General features: G+C 74.6%; 19 protein-coding genes. 11 read left to right on the top strand and 8 right to left on the bottom strand.

Annotation, left to right across the window (positions count from 1 at the left end):
- Positions 1–62 precede the first annotated feature (62 nt).
- The 6 genes from O7622_RS21050 (at position 63) to O7622_RS21075 (ending at position 5,211) form a co-directional block, all read left to right on the top strand.
- Positions 63–887 carry a BTAD domain-containing putative transcriptional regulator gene (locus tag O7622_RS21050; protein WP_282309884.1) on the top strand — a complete coding sequence of 275 codons (825 nt, stop codon included), beginning with the start codon at positions 63–65 and terminating at the stop codon, positions 885–887.
- Between the two features lie 62 nt (positions 888–949).
- Positions 950–1,297, top strand: coding sequence for a TcmI family type II polyketide cyclase (locus tag O7622_RS21055; protein WP_282309885.1), 348 nt, complete (start codon positions 950–952; stop codon positions 1,295–1,297).
- Between the two features lie 252 nt (positions 1,298–1,549).
- Positions 1,550–2,359 (top strand): helix-hairpin-helix domain-containing protein, encoded by an 810-nt coding sequence (locus tag O7622_RS21060; protein WP_282309886.1) that lies wholly within the window; start codon positions 1,550–1,552, stop codon positions 2,357–2,359.
- 194 nt (positions 2,360–2,553) lie between these two features.
- Positions 2,554–3,756 carry a low temperature requirement protein A gene (locus O7622_RS21065; protein WP_282309887.1) on the top strand — a complete coding sequence of 401 codons (1,203 nt, stop codon included), beginning with the start codon at positions 2,554–2,556 and terminating at the stop codon, positions 3,754–3,756.
- Between the two features lie 108 nt (positions 3,757–3,864).
- Positions 3,865–4,071 (top strand): hypothetical protein, encoded by a 207-nt coding sequence (locus O7622_RS21070; RefSeq protein ID WP_013286658.1) that lies wholly within the window; start codon positions 3,865–3,867, stop codon positions 4,069–4,071.
- Between the two features lie 180 nt (positions 4,072–4,251).
- Positions 4,252–5,211 (top strand): TIGR03557 family F420-dependent LLM class oxidoreductase, encoded by a 960-nt coding sequence (locus O7622_RS21075; RefSeq protein ID WP_282309888.1) that lies wholly within the window; start codon positions 4,252–4,254, stop codon positions 5,209–5,211.
- Between the two features lie 57 nt (positions 5,212–5,268).
- Here the strand turns inward: O7622_RS21075 and O7622_RS21080 are convergent, their stop codons facing one another.
- From O7622_RS21080 to O7622_RS21095, 4 genes are all read right to left on the bottom strand, one after another.
- Positions 5,269–7,365, bottom strand: a complete 2,097-nt coding sequence (locus O7622_RS21080; RefSeq protein WP_282309889.1) for an amino acid transporter — start codon at positions 7,363–7,365, stop codon at positions 5,269–5,271.
- A 63-nt stretch (positions 7,366–7,428) separates the two neighbouring features.
- On the bottom strand, positions 7,429–7,866 hold the full coding sequence (locus tag O7622_RS21085; RefSeq protein WP_282309890.1) for a hypothetical protein: 438 nt from the start codon (positions 7,864–7,866) through the stop codon (positions 7,429–7,431).
- 97 nt (positions 7,867–7,963) lie between these two features.
- A complete protein-coding gene (locus tag O7622_RS21090) occupies positions 7,964–8,734 on the bottom strand; it encodes a DUF5995 family protein (protein ID WP_282309891.1) in 771 nt (256 codons plus the stop codon).
- 116 nt (positions 8,735–8,850) lie between these two features.
- Positions 8,851–11,778, bottom strand: coding sequence for a LuxR family transcriptional regulator (locus tag O7622_RS21095; protein ID WP_282309892.1), 2,928 nt, complete (start codon positions 11,776–11,778; stop codon positions 8,851–8,853).
- Positions 11,779–11,967: 189 nt separating this feature from the next.
- Between O7622_RS21095 and O7622_RS21100 the strand changes: the two genes are divergently transcribed.
- Positions 11,968–14,085 carry an adenylate/guanylate cyclase domain-containing protein gene (locus tag O7622_RS21100; RefSeq protein WP_282309893.1) on the top strand — a complete coding sequence of 706 codons (2,118 nt, stop codon included), beginning with the start codon at positions 11,968–11,970 and terminating at the stop codon, positions 14,083–14,085.
- Positions 14,086–14,182: 97 nt separating this feature from the next.
- On the opposite strand, the gene paaI is transcribed toward O7622_RS21100, so the two are convergent.
- Positions 14,183–14,590 carry a hydroxyphenylacetyl-CoA thioesterase PaaI gene (paaI, locus tag O7622_RS21105; protein ID WP_013476550.1) on the bottom strand — a complete coding sequence of 136 codons (408 nt, stop codon included), beginning with the start codon at positions 14,588–14,590 and terminating at the stop codon, positions 14,183–14,185.
- A complete protein-coding gene (gene paaK / locus O7622_RS21110) occupies positions 14,580–15,899 on the bottom strand; it encodes a phenylacetate--CoA ligase PaaK (protein WP_282309895.1) in 1,320 nt (439 codons plus the stop codon). Before paaK ends, paaI begins: the two co-directional genes overlap by 11 nt.
- A 235-nt stretch (positions 15,900–16,134) precedes the next feature.
- Between paaK and O7622_RS21115 the strand changes: the two genes are divergently transcribed.
- Both O7622_RS21115 and O7622_RS21120 read left to right on the top strand, forming a co-directional pair.
- Positions 16,135–16,617 (top strand): CrcB family protein, encoded by a 483-nt coding sequence (locus O7622_RS21115; protein WP_282309896.1) that lies wholly within the window; start codon positions 16,135–16,137, stop codon positions 16,615–16,617.
- A gap of 37 nt (positions 16,618–16,654) precedes the next feature.
- A complete protein-coding gene (locus tag O7622_RS21120; RefSeq protein WP_282309897.1) occupies positions 16,655–17,017 on the top strand; it encodes a CrcB family protein in 363 nt (120 codons plus the stop codon).
- A gap of 9 nt (positions 17,018–17,026) precedes the next feature.
- On the opposite strand, the gene O7622_RS21125 is transcribed toward O7622_RS21120, so the two are convergent.
- Both O7622_RS21125 and O7622_RS21130 read right to left on the bottom strand, forming a co-directional pair.
- Complete coding sequence (locus O7622_RS21125; RefSeq protein WP_282309898.1) at positions 17,027–17,359, bottom strand: hypothetical protein; 333 nt, start codon at positions 17,357–17,359, stop codon at positions 17,027–17,029.
- A gap of 87 nt (positions 17,360–17,446) precedes the next feature.
- Entirely contained in the window at positions 17,447–18,706 is a 1,260-nt protein-coding gene (locus tag O7622_RS21130; RefSeq protein WP_282309899.1) for an MFS transporter, read from the bottom strand.
- Positions 18,707–18,823: 117 nt separating this feature from the next.
- Between O7622_RS21130 and O7622_RS21135 the strand changes: the two genes are divergently transcribed.
- Positions 18,824–19,813, top strand: a complete 990-nt coding sequence (locus tag O7622_RS21135; RefSeq protein WP_282309901.1) for a LacI family DNA-binding transcriptional regulator — start codon at positions 18,824–18,826, stop codon at positions 19,811–19,813.
- A 253-nt stretch (positions 19,814–20,066) separates the two neighbouring features.
- The gene (locus O7622_RS21140; protein WP_282309902.1) at positions 20,067–20,909 is read left to right on the top strand and encodes a DUF3153 domain-containing protein; all 843 of its coding nucleotides are present in this window, start codon (positions 20,067–20,069) and stop codon (positions 20,907–20,909) included.
- Positions 20,910–20,936 lie beyond the last annotated feature (27 nt).

Consider the following 20,936-nt stretch of genomic DNA (forward strand, 5'->3'; position numbering starts at 1 on the left):
ACGCGAAACGGTCGGGACGAGGGTTCCGGTGCTGGGGGTGCGCCGTGTCGGGTCGATCGAGAATGCCGACGGCGGGCGAACCCGCCCCACGGGTGTCACTGCACCTGCTCGGCGGCTTCCAGCTGCTGCACGACGACACCCCTGTGGTCGTACCCCGGGGGTTGCAGCGCGTCATCGCCCTGATCGGCCTGCGCCCCGCCGCGACCCGCAGCCACCTCGCCGGTCTGCTGTGGCCCGAGACGCCGGAAGAGCGGGCGCTGTCGTCGCTGCGGACCGCGCTGTGGCGGCTGCGGCAGGATCCCTGCTGCCCACTGCGCACCGACGGCGACACCGTCCGGCTCGGACCCACCGTCCGCCTCGACGTGGACGGCCTGGTGGAGACCGCGACGCTGGTCCGCGACGGCACCGTCCCGCGTGGCGCCGCCGGCGCCGGACGCCACGACCTGCTCCCCGGCTGGTACGACGACTGGGTGCTGCTGGAGCGCGAACGGCTGCGCCAGCTGCGCCTGCACATGCTGGAGGAACTCGCCGGCAACCACCTCGCCGCCGGGCGGCACGGCGAGGCGCTGGAGGCGGCGCTGGAGGCGATGGCCGCCGAACCGCTGCGGGAGACCCCGCACCGTCTCGTGGTCCGCATCCACCTGGCCGAGGGAAACGCCTTCGAGGCGGTCCACTCCTTCTACGTCTACCGCGATCTGCTCCTGCGCGAACTGCGCCTGGAACCGTCCCCGGCGATGACCGCGCTGCTCGACGACACGTTGGCGCCGATCCGCCGGGCCAGCCGCCCGGACCCGCCGCCGCGCCGCACGGACCGGACCGCGAAACCGGAGCCGCACGCCCCCACCTCGCCGTCGCCACCACCATCAATGCCCCGGGGTACGCGGTGACGGCGAGGTGACAGCGCGACCGGCACCGTGAACCCAGCACCGCGGCGGCGAGAGGGGTCACGATGAGTCGACTGTTGGTGGTCAGCCGGATCGTGCCGGGCGCACAGGGACGGGTGGCGCAGATCTTCGCCGAGGCCGACGCCACCGAACTGCCCCACCTCACCGGCGTCCGGCACCGGTCGCTGTACTACCTGCACGACCTGTGCGTCCATCTGATGGAGACCGTCGACGTCGCCCCCGGGCTGACCGCGGAACTGCGCGACAACCCGCTCTACGAGCAGGTGAACAAGCGGCTCTCCGCGCACACCTCCCCGTACCTGCCGACCTGGCACTCCCCCCGCGACGCCGTGGCCGGCTGCTTCTACAGCTGGGACGCCACCGACGTGCCTGCGCCCGACCGGATCCACTGACCGGCCACGGGCGACGGACGGGGCGCCCCGGAACCACGCACGGCACCCAGGTTCCGGGGCGTCTCCCTGCTCTGCGAAGCCGCTCGATCCCGGCTTCCGGCACACGCTCGGTCATGCTGCGGCCACCGGCCGACACCGCCGATCCCACCGTCGTGGCCCGGCCCCGGGCTGCCTGTCGTGCGCCGAGCGCGTGTGCGAAGCTGCCCCGAGTCTTTCGCCACCGTCGTGCACGTAGAGAGAAGGAGGTTGGCCATGCCGTCGAGCTTCGGGCAGTGGCTGTTCGTGATACTGGCCCTGCTCATCGGATTCGTTGCCGGCTGGGTGGTCGTCGGCCGCCGCCGGTCCGGCGCCCCGGCGACGCCCACGGTGGAGACCGCACCCGAGGTGACAGCCACGGTCGACGAGCCGCGCCCGGTCGCTGTGGTCGACGAGCCTCCGGTCACCGCCACGGTGGCCGAGCAGCCCGCGTCCACCGAGGCGGCGACCGCCGAGCCGGCCCTCGCCACCGCCGCCCGTACCGCAGACGAGCCGCAGGCGTCGTCGACCACCGTCTCCGAGTCGGCGGCGTCCGAGCCGGCGGCGTCCGAGCCGGCGGCGTCCGAGCCGGCGGCGTCCGAGCCGGCGGCGTCCGAGCCGGCGGCGTCCGAGCCGGCGGCGTCCGAGCCGGCGGCGTCCGAGCCGGCGGCGTCCGAGCCGGCGGCGTCCGAGCCGGCGGACGGCGAGCCCGTCGCGACGACCGAGCCGGTCGCCGCCGCGCCGGCCGTGGTGCCCGCGCCGCGCGCCTCGGCCGAGAACGACGTGCCGGCGGAGGCGGCCGGGGAAGCGCCTGACGACTTCCGCCGGATCCAGGGCATCGGTCCGAAGATGGCCGCCGCGCTCCAGGACGCCGGGATCCGCACCTACCGGCAGCTCGCCGAACTGGACGAGGCCGCGCTGCGGCAGACCGTGAAGGCCGCCGGGCTCCGCGCCGCGCCCGCTCTCGCCACCTGGCCGCAGCAGGCGAAGGTGCTGGCGGGCGCCCCCGCAGACGCCGACCGGGTGCTGCCGGCGGGCACCGAGTAGTCCGCATCCGCGTTCCGGGCCGGTGGTGACTGTGGTCGCCACCGGCCCGGCCCGTTCCGCAGGGGCGACCCCTGGACGGGCGGCCGGCCGGGGGCGTTATGCCGGAAAGCTGACCATGCGGCGACGGGCGTCGCTACCGTCGGTGAAGGGCCGGGACGGCCCACCGCGCGTACCGCCACCCGCAGGAGCATCTCGTGCCCACCGCAGCGCCGGAGCCCGCCGGCCGGCGCCCGCCGGTCCGCGATCCGGAGGCGCCACGCCGGGTCACGCTGCTCGAACTCTTCTTCGACCTGGTCTACGTGGTCGCGCTCGCGTTGATCTCGCGCAACCTGATCGGTTCGGTCACCTGGGAACGGGCCGCCGAGTCCCTGGTCATGCTGATGGCGATCTGGTGGACCTGGGCGATCACCACGCTGGTCACCGACATCTACGACCCGCAGCGCGCCGAGATCAAGCTGCTGATCGTGGCGGTGATGTTCGGCGCGCTGCTGATGACCACCGCCATCCCGGAGGCGTTCGGCGCCCGGGGGCTGGTGTTCGCCGGCACGTACGTGGCGATCCATCTCGGACGCGGCCTGTTCCTCATGCCCGCCGTACGGCGGCACACGCAGAGCAACCGGCGAGCCCTGCGCATCTTCGTCTGGTTCGCCGTGTCGGCAGTACCGTGGCTGGCCGGCGCGCTGGCCGCGCACGGCGCCGCCCGGTTGTGGTTCTGGGTCGGCGCCCTGGCCATCGACTACCTGGGGTTCCGGCTGGCGTACCCGGTGCCGGGTCTGGGCGTGGTGCCGGAGTCCCAGCGCAACGTGACCGCCGAGCACCTGTCCGAGCGGTACCAGCAGTTCTTCATCATCGCGCTCGGCGACGCCGTGCTGGTCGCCGGCACCGTGTTCAGCCTGCACCACTCCGAGTTGGAGAACCTGGCCGCCTTCACCGTCGCGTTCGCCACCACGCTGCTGCTCTGGCGCATCTACGTGCACAAGTCCGGTGAGCTACTGCCCAACGCCATCGCCCGGGCCGCCCAGCCGAGCCGGTTCCTCGACACCGCGCCGTACACCCATCTGCTGATGGTGGCCGGCGTGGTGACCACCGCGGCGGGCTTCGACCTGGTCCTGCTGGAACCGACCGGCCACACGCCGCCGGCCTGGCTGGCGGTGATCCTCGGCGGGCCGGCGCTGTTCCTGATCGGCCGGGGCGCCTTCGAGTACGAGGTGTTCAGCCGGGTGTCGGTGTCCCGGCCCGGCGGGATACTGGCGCTGCTCACGATCGCCCCGGCCGGGTTGTTCCTCGCGCCGGTCTACGCCTCCGCCGGGGCGATGCTGGTGCTGGCCGGGGTGGCGTACGCCGACTACCGCCGCAGCCGGGGCCGGCCGCCCGAGGAGCCGATGCCACCGCACTGAGGTAATCGGAATCGGCCGTGCCGGTACCTGTGCGCCGTTTGGCGGATCACCCGCACGGGGTACAAGGCCTCCACCTCGAATCCACCACGACCCCAGTGGAGGCAACTGATGCGCGGCACCTCGATAGTCGGCGTCCTGGTCGTCATCTGGCTCATCATCGGCGCCATCGCCGCCGGTCAGCGCGGCTACTACGGCAACGACGAAACCAACTGTGCGGAGGCGGGCACGATCCTGGTCACCATCGTGGCCGGCCCGCTGAACTACATCGGCGCCAACCCGAAGGTGGACTGCAAGCTCCCCGAGCCGTCGAAGTAGGCGGCCACCCCGCACTCCCCTCCCGGCCCGCGCCCGCTCGGCGAGCGCGGGCCGTTCCGTGCCCGCGGTGCGGACCGTCACCACCCCTACGGCATCCTAGGAGGCTGGGTTTCGTCTGGTTTGCCGCCGGAACCGGTGGGAACCGTAGCGGTTCGCCGACGACGGAACGGAGAACCGGGCATGCGGATCGGTTACAAGCTCGCCTCGGAGGCGTTCGGGCCCCAGGAGCTCATCCGGCAGGCGGTCCGGGCCGAGGAGGCCGGTTTCGACTTCGTCGAGATGAGCGACCACTACCACCCCTGGCTGGAGGTGCAGGGGCACTCCTGCTTCACCTGGAGCGCGCTCGGCGCGATCGCCGCCCGCACCACCCGCATCGGCCTCGCCACCGGCGTCACCTGCCCGTCGGTCCGTTACCACCCGGCGATAGTCGCGCAGGCCGCCGCCACCATGGCGCTGATCTCCGACGGGCGGTTCACGCTCGGGGTGGGCGCCGGCGAGCGGCTCAACGAACACGTCGTCGGGCACGGCTTCCCCAGTGTCCGGGGGCGGCACGAGCGGCTGCGCGAGGCGCTGGAGATCATCCGGCTGCTCTGGCAGGGCGGCTACCGCTCGTACGGCGGCCGGCACCTGCAGCTGGAGGACGCCCGGATCTGGGACCTGCCCGAGCAGCCGCCGGTGATCGCCGTGGCCGCGAGCGGCCGGGAGTCGGCCGGTCTCGCGGCCGAGCTGGGCACCGGCCTGTTCGCCACCGAGCCGAAGTCGTCGATAGTCGACCAGTACCGCAACGCCGGCGGCCAGGGCCCGCGCTACGCCGAGGTGCCGATGGCCTGGGCCACCGACGAGGAATCGGCGGTCCGTGCGGCCCGGGAGACCAGCCGCTGGGCGATCACCGGCTGGAAGGTGATGAGCGAGCTGCCCAACCCGGTGAACTTCGACGCCGCCACCGCCTGGGTCGAGGACCACCACATCCGGCAGCAGTTCTCCGTCGGCCCGGACGCCGCTCCGCACGTCGAGAAGGCGCGGACGTACGTCGACGCCGGCTTCGACCACATCGTGCTCCAGAACGCCGGGCCGGACCCGGACGGCTTCCTGGACTTCTGCGCCCGCGACCTGCTCGCCCGCGTCCGCGCGCTCGGCTAGCGCCCCGCCGATCCCCCGCACTCGACCGGCCCTCGCGCCTCCGGCGGCCCTCGCGCCTCAGCCGCCCACGTGGATGCCGGGGCGGCGGGCCGGGTCCGGCTCGGACTTGCGGATGATCTCCCGCACCACGGGCGGGGTGTCGCCCCGGCCGAGGATGAGGTAGCGCAGCAGGTGCGCGATCGGGTTCCCCTCCGACCACTCGAAGTGGCAGTGCGGGCGGACGCCCGTCGCGTCGCGCAACGCCAGCAGGATCGCGGCTATCGCGTTCGGCGCGGCCGGGCTGCTGGCGCGCAGGATCCGGTAGCCGCCGGACTCCACCCCGTGCACCCGCAGCACCTGGCTGAACTGGGACGGGTCGCTCACGTCGATCTCCAGGAACAGCACGTCGGCGGCGCCCGGCACCGGGTTCATCGACCGTTGCGCCCGTTCCTTGACCCGGTACTCCTTCACCGACCCGCTCTGGCGCTTGTTGGCGATCAGGTGCAGCCGTCCGTCCCGGGCCACCGACTCGTCGACGAAGCGGCGGGCCGGCTCGTCGAACTCGATCCGCTCGGCGCGCAGCTCGGTGGTCCGGGTGACCCGGGAGATCAGCGACACCGCGACGATCCCGGCGATGAAGAACCCGGAGATGGTGATGCCGTCGGGCTTGGCCACCACGTTCTCCACCAGCGCGTACAGCAGCACGGCGGTGAGCAGCGCGAACCCGGCCGCGGCGGCACGGCTGCCGGCGCGCAGCGCCGCGATGGTCACCGCTATCGCACCGGAGACCATCATCGCGAGGATGCCTGTGGCGTACGCGCCGGCCTGGGCGTTCACGTCGGCGGAGAAGGCGATCGTGATGGCGATGCTGATCGCGGTGTAGACCAGCACCACCGGGCGCACCGCCCGCCCCCACTCCGGGGCCATGCCGTACGACGGCAGGTAGCGGGGCACGATGTTGATCAGCCCGGCCATCGCCGACGCGCCGGCGAACCAGAGGATGAGCACGCTGCTGATGTCGTAGACGGTGCCGAACGCCTCGCCGAGGTGCTCGTGGGCGAGGAACGCCAGCGCCCGGCCGTTCGCCGGCCCGCCGGGGTCGAACGCCTCGGGCGGGATCAGCACTGTGGTGACGAACGTGGTCGCGATCAGGTAGACCGACATGATCGACGCGGCGGCGGTGAGCAGCCGGCGGGTGTTGCGGATCCGCGCGTCCAGCCGCCGCTGCGCGTCCTCGCCCTCGCCGCGCACCAGCGGCATCATGCTCACCCCGGTCTCGAACCCGGACAGGCCGAGCACCAGCAGCGGGAACGCGAGCACGCTGGTGACCAGGACGTCGCCGGGCCCGCCGGCGTCGGTCAGCCGGCCGGTCCAGCCGCCGAGCAGGCCCGGGTCGGCGACGACCTCGGCCACCCCGGCGACCACCACCACCGCGTTCAACGCCAGGAACACCGCCACCAGCGGGATGGCGACCTGCACGGCCTCGCTGAACCCGAGCAGGAACACGCCGCCGAGCACGAGCAGCAGCGCCACGGTGACCAGCACCGCCGCCGTTGCGCCGTGCGGGAACGACGCGGGCAGGACCGGGTTCTCCAGCAGGTGCACGCTGGCGTCGGCGGCGGAGAGCGTGATCGTGATGATCCACGAGGTGGCGACGAAGCCCAGCAGCACCAGCACGAAGACCTTGCCCCGCCAGAACGGCAGCAGCCGCTCCAGCATGGCCACCGAGCCCTGCCCGTGCGGGCTCTCCCGGGCCACCCGGCGGTACATCGGCAGCATCCCGAGCAGCGTCAGCGCCACGATCAGCAGCGTGGCCAGCGGGCTGAGCGCGCCGGCCGCCACGGCGGCGATGCCGGGCAGGTAGGACAGTGTGGAGAAGTAGTCGACGCCGGTCAGGCACATCACCTGCCACCACGGGTGGGACCGGGTCTGGTGCTCGCGGATTTCCGGGCCGACCGGTTCGACCCGGTGCGCGAACAGCCACCGGTGCAGCCGGCCCGCCGGCGGCGCCGGCCGCGCCGGGGCCGCCACCCGTTCCGGCAGCTCCGGCACGGCACGGCCGGCCCGCTCGGCGTGGTCGCCGTACCGACCGGCCCGAGCCGCCGCGGCCGCGTGCGCCTCCCGGCGCCGCTCCCGCGTGCGCCGGGGCTGTTCCGGCTCCCCCGCCTGCCCCATCTGCTCCCCTTCGTCCCTATGAAGACGGTAGGGGTTGTCCCGGGCGTGGCCCGGCCGAACCGGTCAAAGATCCGGTCCGCGGGCCAGCGCGTCACGCACCGCCGCCGGGTCGGCCACTGTGACTGTGACCGCCGGGTGCTTCAGCCAGGGGCCGGGGGCCAGCGCCGGCACCGGCTCGGCGAAGCGCAGGCAGAGCCCGCCGGCCACGCTGGCGCCGAAGGTCACCCCGCCGTCGGCCGCCGACAGGTGCGGGCCGATCGCCCGCCACCAGCGGTACGGCCCGCTCAGCTCGGCCCCGGTCACGTTGCCCGGCGTGGTACGCAGCAGCCACGGCCCGAACCGGACGACGAGCGCGTCCGGGCCCCAGTCGAGCCAGGCCGTGGTGGGCCGTACCCCGAGCAGCGCCAGCGGCAGCCGGAACGCCGGGTCGAAGCGGAACGGGAAGCGGCGGACCGGGCCCGGCGGGAGCGCCCCGGGGCCGGCCGGTTCGTCTGGCGGCACGGCGGCGACGTACCCGGTGCGGCGCCCTCGACACCCGCGGGCGGCGTTCCCGCGTCCCGCCGTCCGGACGCCGGGACGCGGGAACCCCCCGTCCCGGCTACTGCAGGAACGCCCCGAGGGGCGACAGCAGCAGCCGGCCGAGCAGCGCGGCGTTGTCGTCCAGCCGCATCCGCTCACACTCGCGGGCGTCCGGGTCGTGCCGGCAGCGCCAGATCTTCTGCGCGTTGCGCCAGGCCACGTTCCGGGTGTACTCCACCAGTTCGCCCTGGTACCAGTCGTCGATGTCGCCGTTGACCATGTCGATCATGAGTTGCCAGTTGTCCAGATAGCCGCGGCGCAGCTCCGGGATCCGCTCGGCGAAGATCTTGTTGATCTCCAGGTAGTCGCGGTGCTGGTCGCTGCCGTCGATCGGCTCGGACTCCAGGCTGTCGAACGTGGTCACCAGCGCGAACGGCAGGTCGTAGTTGATGTGCGCGTTGACGCCCGCGGCGGCCGACGGCAACGGCCGGGCGTCCGGGCCGCGCATCCGCTTGAACAGGCACGACCAGGCCTTCGGGGTGCTCGGGCTGGAGTCGGTCCAGAATCGCAGCGCCTCGAAGTAGCGGGCCGCGAACTCCACATCGAGCCGGGCCAGGAACGCCGGGTCGCAGAACCGGTCGTCGTACAGGCCGTCGAGCACGGTGCTGGTGATGACCAGGTAGAGCTTGTTGAAGTCGGCGAGCGGGCAGCTCTCCTCCAGCGGCGGCAGCCGGACCAGCAGATCCTGCAACTTCGTCAGATGGTCCACGACCGCCGGCACGTCGGCGGGGTGGTCGGCGAGCAACCCGACGATGTCCTGGTGCACAGGACCCCAGACCGGTTCGGTCATCTCTCCTCCACAACGGCCGGCGCCCCCCACGACGCCACCACCCCTGTTCCGCGGCACAGCCTGCCAGCCGCCGTCCACACCGCGGATCCGTCGAACGACGTATTGCCGACGTACGCCTACTCCGCGCCGTTGCGCAGGAAGATGGCGCTGGCCTGCACCCGCGTGCGTACCTGGAGCTTGTCGAAGATGTGCGAGACGTGGACACCGATGGTCCGCTCGCTGATGAACAGCCGCTGCCCGATCTCCCGGTTGGTCAGTCCCTCGGCCACGGCGGCGAGCACCTCCCGCTCCCGCGCGGTGAGCGTCGCCAGCTCGTCCGCCGCCGGCCGGGCGGGCGCCGCCGCCCGCTGCCGGGGCACCGGCGCGGCGTCCACCGCCACCCGGGCCCGCGAGGCGATGGTACGGATCTCCGCGGTCAGCGGCACCGCGCCGAGCGACTGGGCCATCGCGTACGCCCGGTGCAGCAGCTTGCCGGCGGTGGCCACCCGGCTGCGGCGGGCCAGCAGCGCCTCGGCCTGCCGCAACCGTGAGTACGCGGCCGGGTAGGGGTGGTTGCGCCGGTCCCACTCGAGCGCGGAACGCTCCCACAGCGCCGGGTCGCCGCGGCCGTCGTCGAGCCGGCTCAGCTCGGCGTCGCACAGCGCCAGGAACCCCTCGGCGACGTACCGCACCGGTGCGCCCGCCTTGGCGCTCTTGCCGGTCACCCGGTCGACCACCTCGCGCAGCCGGCGTACCGCGTTCGGGTCCACCTCGATCGTGCGGCTGGCCGCCGCCTCGGCCTCCGCGCGCAGCCCGTGCCAGGCCAGTGTGGCCAGCACGATCACGTCGTCGGAGCGGCTCTCGGTCAGGCCCCGCTGCACCGACTGCCGGGCCAGGTCGTGCCGGCCCTGCCACATGGCCAGGCCGGCCCGCAGGATGAGCATCGGCAGCACGTGCCGGGCGCCGCCGCCGGCCAGCACCGTCGCCACCGCCTCCAGGTCGCGGTCGGACGCCTCGACGTCGCCGTAGCCGACGGAGAGCCGGCACCGGGCCAGCAGCAGCTCGACCGCGTCGGCCCCGGACGGGCGGTGCCGCAGCGCGGCGGCGACCACCTTCTCCGCCTCGGCCCACTGCCCCACCCGGAACAGCCCGTTCGTCGCCACCGCCAGCAGCCGGGTCTCCCAGGTGCGGCCGAGCCCCAGCTCGGCGACCCGGTCGGCGCCCCGCCGGGCCACCACCACCCCCTCCTCGAGGATGTTCAGCGGCCCGGTGAGCAGCTCGGCCAGGTGCAGGTACGCGCAGGCCACGTCCTCCGGACGGCCGGACCGCTCGGCGGTGTCCAGCGCCTGGCGCATCACCGCCAGCCCGGCAGCCGGATCCTCCAGGAACGCCTCGCTGAACCCGAGCGCGGCGCTGGCCGTCACCACCTCGGAGGTGGTGCCGGGAACGTCGGCGGCGAGCGCGAGGGCCTCCCGGGCCTGGTCGCCGGCCTCGGCGTAGCGGCCCAGGTGCAGCAGCAGCTCGGCCAGCCGGGCGGCGGCCGTGCACCGCTCCTGCGGCGTGCAGTCGGGCGAGTCCAGCACCCGCCGGTACTCCTGCTCGGCTGGTGCCGACCGGCCGGCCGCGGCCAGGTAGCGGGCCCGGCGGATACGCAGCGCGCAGACCGGCGGGCCGGACGGGTCGTCGGCCAGCTCCTCCAGCAGCGTCAGGGCGCGGGCGTGCTCCCCGCTGTGGTGCGCGGCCTCGGCGGCGTGGCTGAGCAGCTCGGCCCGGTCCACCTCGACCGGCTCCGGCCGTGCCCCGTCGGGCAGGACGGCGGCCGGCTCGGCGGCCAGGGTCAGCGCGGCGGACCAGTGGCGGTGCGCCTCGGCGTACCCGTGCAGTCGTTCCGCCTCACGGGCGGCGGCCATCGCCGCGGGCAGCGCCCGGGCCGACTCGCCCGCGTGCCGCCAGTGGTGCGCCAGCCGGGCCTGGTGCAGCTCGGCCGGTACGGCGGTGAGCGCCTCGGCGTAGCGGCGGTGCAGCGCGGCCCGCTCGGCGGGCAGCAGCTCGTGGGCCAGGACCTCGGCGACCAGCCGGTGCCGCAGCCGGTAGCCGTCGTCGGCGCCGACCAGCAGGCGGTGCGCGACCGCCTCGCGGACGGCGTCGAGCAGTTCCTCCTCGGGCAGCCGCACCACCTGGGCCAGCAGCCAGTGCTCGACCGGCTCGACGCCGACCGCCACCGCGTGCACCACCGCGTGCGCCGGCTGGGGCAGCGCGTCGACCCGGTCGAGGAACACCTCGCGCAGCGTGTCGGAGAGGCCGTCGCGGCCGTCGCGCCGGTCGCGGGCCAGTTCCTCCACCACGAACGGGTTGCCGCCGCTGCGCTGCCAGAGCTGGTCGGCGGCCTCGGGCGGCAGCGCCGCGCCGACCACGGCGGCGGCCAACTCGTCGGTGGCGGACCGGTCCAGCGGCAGCAGGTCGATCACCCGCACCGAGCGCAGCCGGCGCAGCTCGGTGAGCACCCGGCGCAGCGGGTGCGCGCCGCGCAGCGACTCGGCCCGGATCGCGGCCAGCACCGAGAGCTGGAGGTCGCCGAGGCCGGCCAGCAGGTAGAGCAGGAGCTGCCGGGTGCTGCGGTCGACCCACTGTAGATCGTCGAGGACGAGCACCAGCGGCCGTCCGCCGGCCACCACGTGCAGGCCCTGGGCGACGCGTTCCAGCAGCGCGCCGGCGCCGTCCGGGCCGGGGGTCTCCTCGTCGAAGACCTGCAACACCCCGCGGATCGCCGACGTGGTGCGCGCCTGCGCCTGCTCGGCGTCGAGCCGGCGCAGCGCCTGCCGTACCGGGTGCAGCGGCGAGGCGTCTCCGATGTCGAGGCAGGTGCCGGTGAGCACCAGGGCGCCGGTCTGCCGCAGTTGCTCGCCGACCTCGGCCAGCAGGCGGGTCTTGCCCACCCCGCTCTCTCCGGTGAGGAACACCGCGCCGGTCTGCCCGGGCCGCAGGTCGTCGTAGAGCGCCGACCGCAGCGTCGCCATGGTTCCGGTACGGCCGACGAGAGGTGCCGTGTCCACGTCGCTGGCCATGGGAGGCAGCCTAGTCACAGGTCCCCGCACCGTTCTACGGCCTCGGGGCCGGACTAGTACCTCTCGCGTCGACTACACGACTAATGGTTGCGGGTGCCCGACATACGTCGTCCTACAGATCCCCCGAGAACCCGGTGGTGAAAGTCTGCTGAGGTCGTCGGGCACCACGATCGGGAAAGGGTGGGTGCGATGTTGATCACCACTCCCGCAGCGAGTCGGAAAGCCGTCATCGCGGCGTGCCGGCCGGTGCCCGAGGAACGACGTATCGTCACAGTCCTCTTCGTCGACATCGTCGGCTCGACCCGGCTGGTCGAGCGGCTCGACCCGGAGGACGTACGCGCCTTGCAGCGCGCCTACTTCGGCACCGTCGCCTCGGTGCTGCGCCGCTGGCGGGGCGTGGTGGAGAAGTACGTCGGCGACGCGGTGATGGCGCTGTTCGGCGCGTCCGGTTCGGACGGTCTCGACGCGTACCGGGCGGTGCGGGCCGGGCTGGACATCCAGGCCGCGCTGGAGCGGCGTCGGCCGGCCGGCATCCGGCTGCGCGTACGGGTCGGCGTGGCGACCGGCGAGGTGCTGCTGGACCTGGCCGGGGTCCGCGACGGCGGCCACGGCGCGGCCAGCGGCGCGGTGATCACCACGGCGGCCCGCCTCCAGGAGCACGCGCCGCCGGGCGGGGTCGTGGTCTGCCCGGTCACCCGGAGCGCGGTGGCGGGGCTGGTCGAACAGCGTCCACTCGCCACCCTGACGCTGGCCGGCAAGGCGCTGCCGCTGGACGTGTGGCGGGTGACCGGGACGGCCGGGAGCAGGCCGGCCCGGCACCGCGTCCCGCTCGTGGGCCGCCGCCGGGAGCTGGCCAGCGCGGCCGACGAGGTGACCCGGGCACTGCGCGAGCGCCGTCCCCGGTGGATCTCGCTGGTCGGGCCGCCGGGCAGCGGCCGCAGCCGGCTGTTGCACGAGGTCACCCGAGCCGTGTCGCGCGTGGACGGTGTGCCGGTGCGCCGGCGGGTGACGGCCTGCCCGCCGTACCCGTGCGGGGAGCTGGCGCCGGTGGCCGACCTGGTCCGTCCCCGGCCGGACGGCTCGGTCGCGGACGGCCCGGGCGGCGGCGTGCTCGCGGCGTTCCTCGCCGCACCGGACGACGACGCGGTGGCGGCCACCGCCGTGGCCGCCTGCCGCGAGGCGCTGCTCGGCCTGGCCGCCGACGCGCCGGTGGTGGTCGCGGTGGACGACCTGGACCGGGCCGCACCGGCGCTGCGCCGGTTCCTGCACCAGCTCCACGTGGCCGCGGGTGAGCGGGGACTTCCGCTGGCGGTGGTCACCACGTGCGGCTCCGGCTCGGCCGACCCGCTGCCCGCCCCGGCGCGGCGGATCCCGGTGGAGCCGCTGGGCCCGCTGGACACCGGGCGGCTGCTGCGGCACCTGCTCGACCGGGCCGGGCGGCCGGCCGCGCTCGCCGCGCGGCTGGTCGCGCTGGTCGGCGGCAGTCCGGCGGTCGCGACCGCGTACGTGACCGCGGACCCGGCCGGCGAGCCGGGTGGCGTACCGGCCGCCGCGCGCCGCCTGGTGGACGCCCGGCTGGACCGGCTCGACGGTACGCACCGGGCGGTGCTGCTGGCCGGCGCCGCCCGGAGTGGCCCGGTCGTGGCCGCCTCGGTGGAGGCGATGCTCGGCTGGTCCGCCGGCCGGGCCGATCCGGTGCTGCGGGCGCTGGCCGCGGCTGGACTGATCCGCCAGGTCACGGCGGACGGCTGGACGGTCGACGCGCTGGTGGCGCGGGTGGCCGCGATGCGGCTGTCCCGTGCGGTACGGGCGGACTTCGCCCGCCGCCTGCGTGTCGCGAAGGACACCGCTGCCGACCCTGTGCCGGGAGCGGGAAGCGTCCCGTCCCGGGGCGCCGGCGAGCGGGAGGTCTGCCCGCTCGGGGCGGGACGGTCGCGCCGGTCGGGTGGAGGGGCCCGACCGGCGCCCGTCCCGCCGGACCGGCCGGATGGGTCCGACGCGCTGCGTCCGGTGCCCGGGCAGCCGATCCGGGCCGGCGCGCTCCGGGCGGTGCCCGGACGGCCGGGGCAGCCGGTGCGCGCCGGACCGGCGACGGGCGGCGCGACGCGGACCGTCGCGGATGCCGCGGAGCGGTCCCGGTGGCGGAGCAGCCCGTCCCCCGCGGTCACGGCGTGGCGCGCGCGGCAAACCGATCCGTCACCGGTGGTCACGCGATGGAACGAGCGGCGGACCGGTCCGCCCGGGCGGGTGGGCCGGAACCGGCGAAGAACCGAGCCCGGCGGGCAGGCGCTCGGGCTGGCCGCGTGACGTCCGGGTCGGAGCGGGCACGGGGCCACTCCGGCCCGGACGTCACCCGGCACGCAGGCGTCCGGGCGCGGGCTTGCGCGCGGGCGCGGGCCGGCGATCAGTCGCGGGCGATGGTGCGGCTGCGGCCCCGGAACTCGGCCACCACCTCGTCCCCGCGTCGCACGCTCACGTCGTAGATGCCGCTGCGGCCGTGCCGGACCCGCTCGGTGGCGTACGCCTCCAGCAGGTCGCCCTCGCGTACCGGGCGCAGGAAGCTGATCTCGCCGCCGGCCGCCACCGTGGCCGGGCCGTGGCTGTTGCATGCCAGCGCGAACGCGGTGTCGGCGAGCAGGAACACGAAGCCGCCGTGCCCGATCGCGTGCCCGTTGAGCATCGACGGGGTGACCCGCATCCGAGCGACCGCCGCGCCGTCGCCGGCCGAGACGAGTTCGATGCCGAGCCCCTTGGACGCCACGTCGGCGTCAAACATGTCGTGCGCCGCGGTACGGCCGCCGTCACCTGTCATCTCCGGACTCCCGCCGCTGGTCGACGATGCGGCGCATCTTGCCCATCGAGCGTTCCACCCCGTCCGGCTCGATCACCCGTACCGCCACCGACACCCCGATGGTGTTCTTGACCTGCTCGACCAGCGTGGCGCCGGCCCGCTCGGCCTCGTCGGCGGCGGCGCCCGCGCGCCGCTCCACGTGCACGGTGAGCGTGTCGAGCCGGCCCCGCCGGTCGAGCACGCACTGGAAGTGCGGAGACAGGGCCGGGGTACGCAGGATCAGCTCCTCGATCTGCGTCGGGAAGACGTTCACCCCCCGGACGATCATCATGTCGTCGGTACGCCCGGTGATCTTCTCGATCCGCCGCATCGGCCGGGCGGTACCGGGCAGCAGCCGGGTCAGGTCGCGGGTGCGGTAGCGGACCACCGGCATGGCCTCCTTGGTCAGCGAGGTCAGCACCAGCTCACCCCGCTCCCCGTCGGGCAGCACCTCCCCGGTCACCGGGTCGATGATCTCCGGATAGAAGTGGTCCTCCCACAGGTGCAGGCCGTCCTTGGTCTCCACGCACTCGACCGCCACACCCGGCCCCATCACCTCGGACAGGCCGTAGATGTCCAGCGCGTGCATGTCGAGGCGCTGCTCCAGCTCACGGCGCATGTCCTCGGTCCACGGCTCGGCACCGAAGATGCCCACCCGCAGCGAGGTGGTGCGCGGGTCGACGCCCTGGCGTTCCATCTCGTCCACGATCGCGAGCATGTAGCTCGGGGTCACCATGACGACCTCCGGCTCCAGGTCGCGGATCAGCATGACCTGACGCTCGGTCATGCCGCCGGACACCGGGACGACGGTGCAGCCCAGCTCCTCGGCGCCGTAGTGCGCGCCGAGACCACCGGTGAACAGCCCGTAGCCGTACGCCACGTGCACCCGGTCGCCGCGGCGTCCACCGGCGGCGCGGATCGAGCGGGCCATGAGCTTCGCCCAGGTGTCCAGGTCGGCGCGGGTGTAGCCGACCACAGTGGGACGGCCGGTGGTGCCGGAGGAGGCGTGCAGCCGGGCGACCCGCTCGCGGGGCACCGCGAACATGCCGAACGGATAGTTCTCCCGCAGATCCGCCTTCGCGGTGAACGGGAAGCGGGCCAGCTCGGCCAGCTCACGCAGGTCGTCCGGGTGCGCGCCGAGCGCGTCGAACGCGCGCCGGTAGTGGGGCACGTCGTCGTACGCGTGCCGCAGCGAGTGCCGCAGCCGGTCCAGTTGCAGCGCGCGCAGCTCGTCGACGCCGATCCGCTCGACGGGATCCAGCTCGTCCGGACGGGGCGTGCGCTCCTCCACTGTGACCTCCTGGCACCACGGGCCCCGGACCCCGCGCGCCCGGGCGCTGCCGCCCACCGTACGCCCGCCTCCCCCTCCCCCGCTCCCTCCCCCACCCCCGCTCCCTCTCTCCCCCGCGATCTTGCACTTGCCGCCCCTCGAATGCCGCGGATGTTTGATCTGCCGGGGCGGAACCTGCAAGATCGCGGGGAGCCGAGGGCCGGGTGCGAGGGCAGCGTTATGCTCGCGGGTGCTGGTGGGAGGTGTTGTGTCCGATCCCCGCGTCGACCCGGACGTCGATCTGCGCGTACCGGCGGACCGGAGGGAACTGTCCGCGCATCCGGCGGCCGTGCTCGCCGTGATCGCCGCCGGTGGCGTGTCGGGCGCGCTCGCGCGGGCGGGCGCCCAGGCGGCCGTACCGCACCAGCCCGGCGACTTCCCCTGGGCCACGTTCGCCATCAACGTCACCGGCTGCCTGCTCATCGGCGTGCTGATGGCGGTGCTCGCCGCCCGCCCGGCCCACCCGCTGACCCGGCCGTTCCTCGGGGTCGGCGTGCTCGGCGGGTTCACCACGTTCTCCGCGTACGCCGTCGACGCGCAGCGGCTGCTGACCGACGGCGCGGCCGGTACGGCGGGCGTCTACCTGGCCGCGACCGTGCTCGGCGCGCTGGCGGCGGTCGCCACCGGGGAGACGGTGACCGCCCGGGTGCTGGCCGCCCGCGACGGGAGGGACCGGTGACCGTCCCGCCGCCGGCCGCCCGGGACGGGAGGCGACAGTGACAGTCCTGCTGATCGCGATCGGCGCGGCGATCGGCGCGCCGCTGCGATACCTGACCGACCGGGCGGTGCAGTCCCGGCACGGCTCACCGTTCCCGTGGGGCACGCTGACCGTCAACGTGGCCGGGTCGCTGCTGCTCGGCGGCCTGCTCGCGGCGCCCGTCGGTCCGGGCGTGACAGCGCTGGTCGGTACCGGTTTCTGCGGCGCGTTGACCACCTGGTCCACGCTCGGCTACGAGACGCTGCGCCTGGCCCGCACCGGCGAGCGCCGCCTCGCGTACGCGAATGTGGCGCTCAGCGTGGTCGCGGGGATCGGCGCGGCGTTCCTCGGCTACGTCCTCGTCACCGCGCTGACCGGCTGACCACGCCGGTCAGCGGGCCCGGCGCTCCGGGTGGGCCCGGTTCCACGCCCGCATCCGCTCCGGGTAGCCGGTGCGGGCCGCCTCGTACAGCGGCACCGCGTGCTTCCGGGCGATCCGGCCGGCGACGCGGGGCGAGCCGGTACGGCGGCGGATCCACTCGCCGTCGTGCGCGATGGCGACGACTGTGGTGTCGGTCGCGGTGGTCTCCGGTTCCAGGTAGAACTCGACCCCGCGCCGGCTGGTGACGAACGCCTCCAGCTGCGCCAGATCCTCCTTGGTCGCCTCGCGGTCGAGCTTCGTGGGCGTCGTCGGGTCGGCGGCCCGGCGGCTGAACCAGCCCATGCCCGCCTCCTCTCCTCGCGTTCGCTCCAGTGCAGCACGCCCGCCTGGCAGGCGGCTGGGAGCACGGTGGGAGTCGGCTGGACCGGCTCAGCCGACCTTCGCCGCCGGGGCACCGGCCTGCGCGTCCGGCGCGGCGGGACGCTCCCGCAGCACCGGCACCAGCGCGAGCGTGGGCAGCAGGAGCAGCGGCACCACCCCGAGCGCGGACAGCACCCCGAAGTGGTCACCGAGGAAGCCGAGCAGCGGCGGGCCGGCGAGGAAGGCGGTGTAGCCGATCACGGCGACCACGCTCACCCGGGCCGGGGCCTTGTCCTCGTCGTCGGCGGCGGCGCTCATCCCGACCGGGAAGCCGAGCGAGGCACCGAGTCCCCACAGCGCCACGCCGACCACGGCGAGCGGGCCGGACCCGGCCAGCACGGCGAGCGCCGCGCCGGCGGACGCCGTCGCGATTGTCGCGTACAGCACCGGCACCCGCCCCCACCTGTCGATGGCGACGGTGCCGACGGTACGGCCGAGCGTCATGCCCACCACGAACACGCCGAACACGGCGGCGCCGACGGCCTCGTCGACCCCGTACCCGTCCACGAACGCCACCGCGAGCCAGTCGTTGGCGCTGCCCTCGGTGAACGCCATCACCAGCACCAACAGCCCGACCAGCAGGGTGCGGGGCTCGCGCCAGGCAGCCAGAAGCGCCCGCCGCCGGGCCGCCGGCTCCCCGTCGCCGGCCGCCTCGGCAGGTGCGGCGAGGAACGCCCGGGCGCCGAGCAGCGTGCCGACCAGAACCAGCACGGACAGGACCGGCAGGTGCACCCCGACGGGTACGTCCAGCCGCGCGGCGCCGGCACCCAGCCCGGCCCCGGCCACCGAGCCGAGACTCCAGGCGGCGTGGAACCGGGGCAGGATCGTGCGGCCGAGGCGCTTCTCCACCGCGGCGCCCTCGACGTTCATGGCCACGTCGCAGAGGCCGGAGCCGAAGCCGAACGCGGCGAGCCCGAACCCGACCCCGACGACCGATCCGGCCAGGCTGGCGGCGAGACCGGCGCCGGTCAGGCCGAGCGTGACGAGCACCACCGACAGGGCCACCGTGCGCGCGGGCCCGAGCCGCTGGGTGACCAGTCCGGCGGTCGGCATGGCCAGCAGCGAACCCGCCGACACGCAGAGCAGCAGCAGCCCGAGCCGGCTCGGGCTGAGGTCGAGCGCCTCGCGGGCCGCCGGAACCCGGGAGAACCAGCTCGCCACCGCGAGCCCGTTGAGGGCGAAGACGACGGCGACGCCGTTGCGGGCGGTCAGCACCGCCCGGGGCGCCGGTGGCCGCTTCCCGGCCGGCGCGTCGATGGTGCTGCTCACGGTGCGGTAGTCCCTTCCCCCGACTGGTCCCGACGACAATCGCACACCTGAGAGCGCTACCACCACAAGCGCCGTCATGGCGTAGCCCATCCGCGCCCGAGCAGGCATGATGCGGACATGGGAACGCCGACCACACGCCCCGCCACGCTCGACGACGTGGCCCGCGACGCCGGGGTGTCCCGGGCCACCGCCTCCCGGGTGCTCGGCGGCTACGGGTTCACCTCGACGGACGCCCGCGCCCGGGTGCGGGCCGCCGCCGAGCGCCTCGGCTACGTGCCGGACCTCGCGGCCCGGGCGCTGGTGCGCGGAGCTGGCGTACGCCTGGTGGTGGCGGTGGTGGGCCGCGACGACACGGTGCTGGACGACCCGTACGTGCACCGGGTGGTGAGCGCGGCGTCGCGGGTGTGCGCGCCGCACGGCGTCGGGGTGGCGCTGGAGTGGCTGCCGCTGGCCGACCCGTCGGGGCTGACCCGGCTCGGCGCGGACCGGGGCGTCTGCGGGGCGATCCTGGTCAACACGACCCAGGCGGCGCTGGACGCGGTGCCGCCGAGGCTGCGGGGCCGGGTCGCCTCGATCGGCCAGGGCTCGGCGACGGTGCCGTCGTTCGACGTCGACAACGCCGGTGGCGCGGGCGAGGTGCTGCGTCATCTGTACGCCACCGGCCGGCGCCGCATCGTCATGGTCACCGGGCCGCGCTGGCTGAGCTGCGCCGAGCGTTCGGTCACCACGTACCGGGAGCTGATGCGGGAGTCGGGGTCGCCGGAGCGGCTGGTCACCGGCGACTTCACCACGGCACGGGGCGGCCGGGCGGCGCTGGAGGCGCTGCACCGGTGGCCGGACGCCGACGCGGTCTACGCGGCCAGCGACGCCACCGCGTTCGGCGTGATCGCCGCGCTGCGCGGGCGCGGTGTGCGGGTGCCGCACGACGTGGCGGTGGCCGGGTTCGACGACCTGCCGTACGCGGCGATCAGCAGCCCGCCGCTGACCACAGCGACCCACCCGGTCGACCGGATCGCCGCCGCGGCGGCTACTGCCGTGCTGACGCGCGCGCCGGTCGCCCCGAGCACCGCGTTCCCGTCGACGCTGGTCACCCGGGAGAGCGCCTGAGCGCCGGTCAGTGCCCGGCGGCTGCGGGTCGACCCGGCTCCGGGATCGTCTCGTCGTCGCCGCCGGCGCGGTGACCCGCCACCCGGGTCGTCACCGGGAACCCCGGCGAATCAGCGACACGACAATCCTTCAGAATATCGATCGTTCGCGTTTTCGAGGTCGTCCGAACGGGAGAGGGCACCGGTAAGATCGGCGACAGAACGGCGACCGATCACGGACTGCCCGGCGGCCCGCACCGGCCCACACTGAGCGCATGAATACGAGACTCCGCCGCAGCCGGGCATTCGGACTCGCGGTGTGTCTCGCCCTCGTGGCGATATTGAGCGGCTGCATGCAGCTCAACCTCGGGCTGACCGTGAACGACGACGACACCGTCTCCGGGCAGCTCCTGCTCACCGCGCCGAAGTCCGTGCTCAAGCAGCGGAACCCGGACCCGGCGGTGGCGTTCGCCGAACTGCGGCCGAACATTCCCTCACTTCCGCCCGGGGCGGAGACCCGGTACGAGGACGCCACCTCGTACGGCATTCAGATCACGTACCGGAGAACGCCGCTGGCGCAATTCACGAGCGAAAGCGTGAATCTCGTCCGGGACGACGATCTCATTCGCTTCTCGCTCCCGCTGGACCCGAAGAAATACGGTGGCAAGTTCGGGCAGCAGGATCCGCGCCAGCAACAGGCGTTCATGACCTTGATGGAGTTCGAGATCTCGGTGACGTTCCCCGGCCGGGTGCTCGACACCAACGGCACGATCACCGGACGCTCGGTGAGCTGGAAGGTGGTCGCCAACCAGCCCAAGCCGGCCGAGTTGCGCGCCGTCGCCCAGGCGCCCCCGCCGCCCGCCACCAGCCCGGCGGCAGTGGTGACCGGGAACGGTTCCTTCCCCTGGCTGCCGGTCGTCGCCGGCGCGGTCGTCCTGCTGCTTGTCGTCGCCGTGGTGGTCGTGCTCCTGCTGCGGCGCCGGGGCTCCCACGGCGGCCCGGCCACGACGGCCACCGGCGCGGATGCCACAGCCGGCCCGGGTGCGCCCGCCGGACCGGCACCCGCGACCACCACGGGACCGGCCGCACCGGCACCACCCGCCGGTCCGCCGGCCTGACACCCACCGACCACCGACGGCGTCCGC

This window comes from Micromonospora sp. WMMD1076, assembly GCF_029581475.1.
GTDB classification, from domain to species: Bacteria; Actinomycetota; Actinomycetes; order Mycobacteriales; family Micromonosporaceae; genus Micromonospora; species Micromonospora aurantiaca.

What these genes read in the sequence shown, in the direction of transcription:
- O7622_RS21070 (WP_013286658.1), top strand. Translation starts at nt 3,865, where the DNA reads ATGCGCGGCACCTCGATAGTCGGCGTCCTGGTCGTCATCTGGCTCATC.
- O7622_RS21135 (WP_282309901.1), top strand. Translation starts at nt 18,824, where the DNA reads ATGGGAACGCCGACCACACGCCCCGCCACGCTCGACGACGTGGCCCGC.
- O7622_RS21090 (WP_282309891.1), bottom strand. Translation starts at nt 8,734, where the DNA reads ATGACCGAACCGGTCTGGGGTCCTGTGCACCAGGACATCGTCGGGTTG.
- O7622_RS21140 (WP_282309902.1), top strand. Translation starts at nt 20,067, where the DNA reads ATGAATACGAGACTCCGCCGCAGCCGGGCATTCGGACTCGCGGTGTGT.
- O7622_RS21060 (WP_282309886.1), top strand. Translation starts at nt 1,550, where the DNA reads ATGCCGTCGAGCTTCGGGCAGTGGCTGTTCGTGATACTGGCCCTGCTC.
- O7622_RS21100 (WP_282309893.1), top strand. Translation starts at nt 11,968, where the DNA reads ATGTTGATCACCACTCCCGCAGCGAGTCGGAAAGCCGTCATCGCGGCG.
- O7622_RS21050 (WP_282309884.1), top strand. Translation starts at nt 63, where the DNA reads ATGCCGACGGCGGGCGAACCCGCCCCACGGGTGTCACTGCACCTGCTC.
- O7622_RS21125 (WP_282309898.1), bottom strand. Translation starts at nt 17,359, where the DNA reads ATGGGCTGGTTCAGCCGCCGGGCCGCCGACCCGACGACGCCCACGAAG.
- O7622_RS21095 (WP_282309892.1), bottom strand. Translation starts at nt 11,778, where the DNA reads ATGGCCAGCGACGTGGACACGGCACCTCTCGTCGGCCGTACCGGAACC.
- O7622_RS21055 (WP_282309885.1), top strand. Translation starts at nt 950, where the DNA reads ATGAGTCGACTGTTGGTGGTCAGCCGGATCGTGCCGGGCGCACAGGGA.
- O7622_RS21075 (WP_282309888.1), top strand. Translation starts at nt 4,252, where the DNA reads ATGCGGATCGGTTACAAGCTCGCCTCGGAGGCGTTCGGGCCCCAGGAG.
- paaI (WP_013476550.1), bottom strand. Translation starts at nt 14,590, where the DNA reads ATGACAGGTGACGGCGGCCGTACCGCGGCGCACGACATGTTTGACGCC.
- O7622_RS21080 (WP_282309889.1), bottom strand. Translation starts at nt 7,365, where the DNA reads ATGGGGCAGGCGGGGGAGCCGGAACAGCCCCGGCGCACGCGGGAGCGG.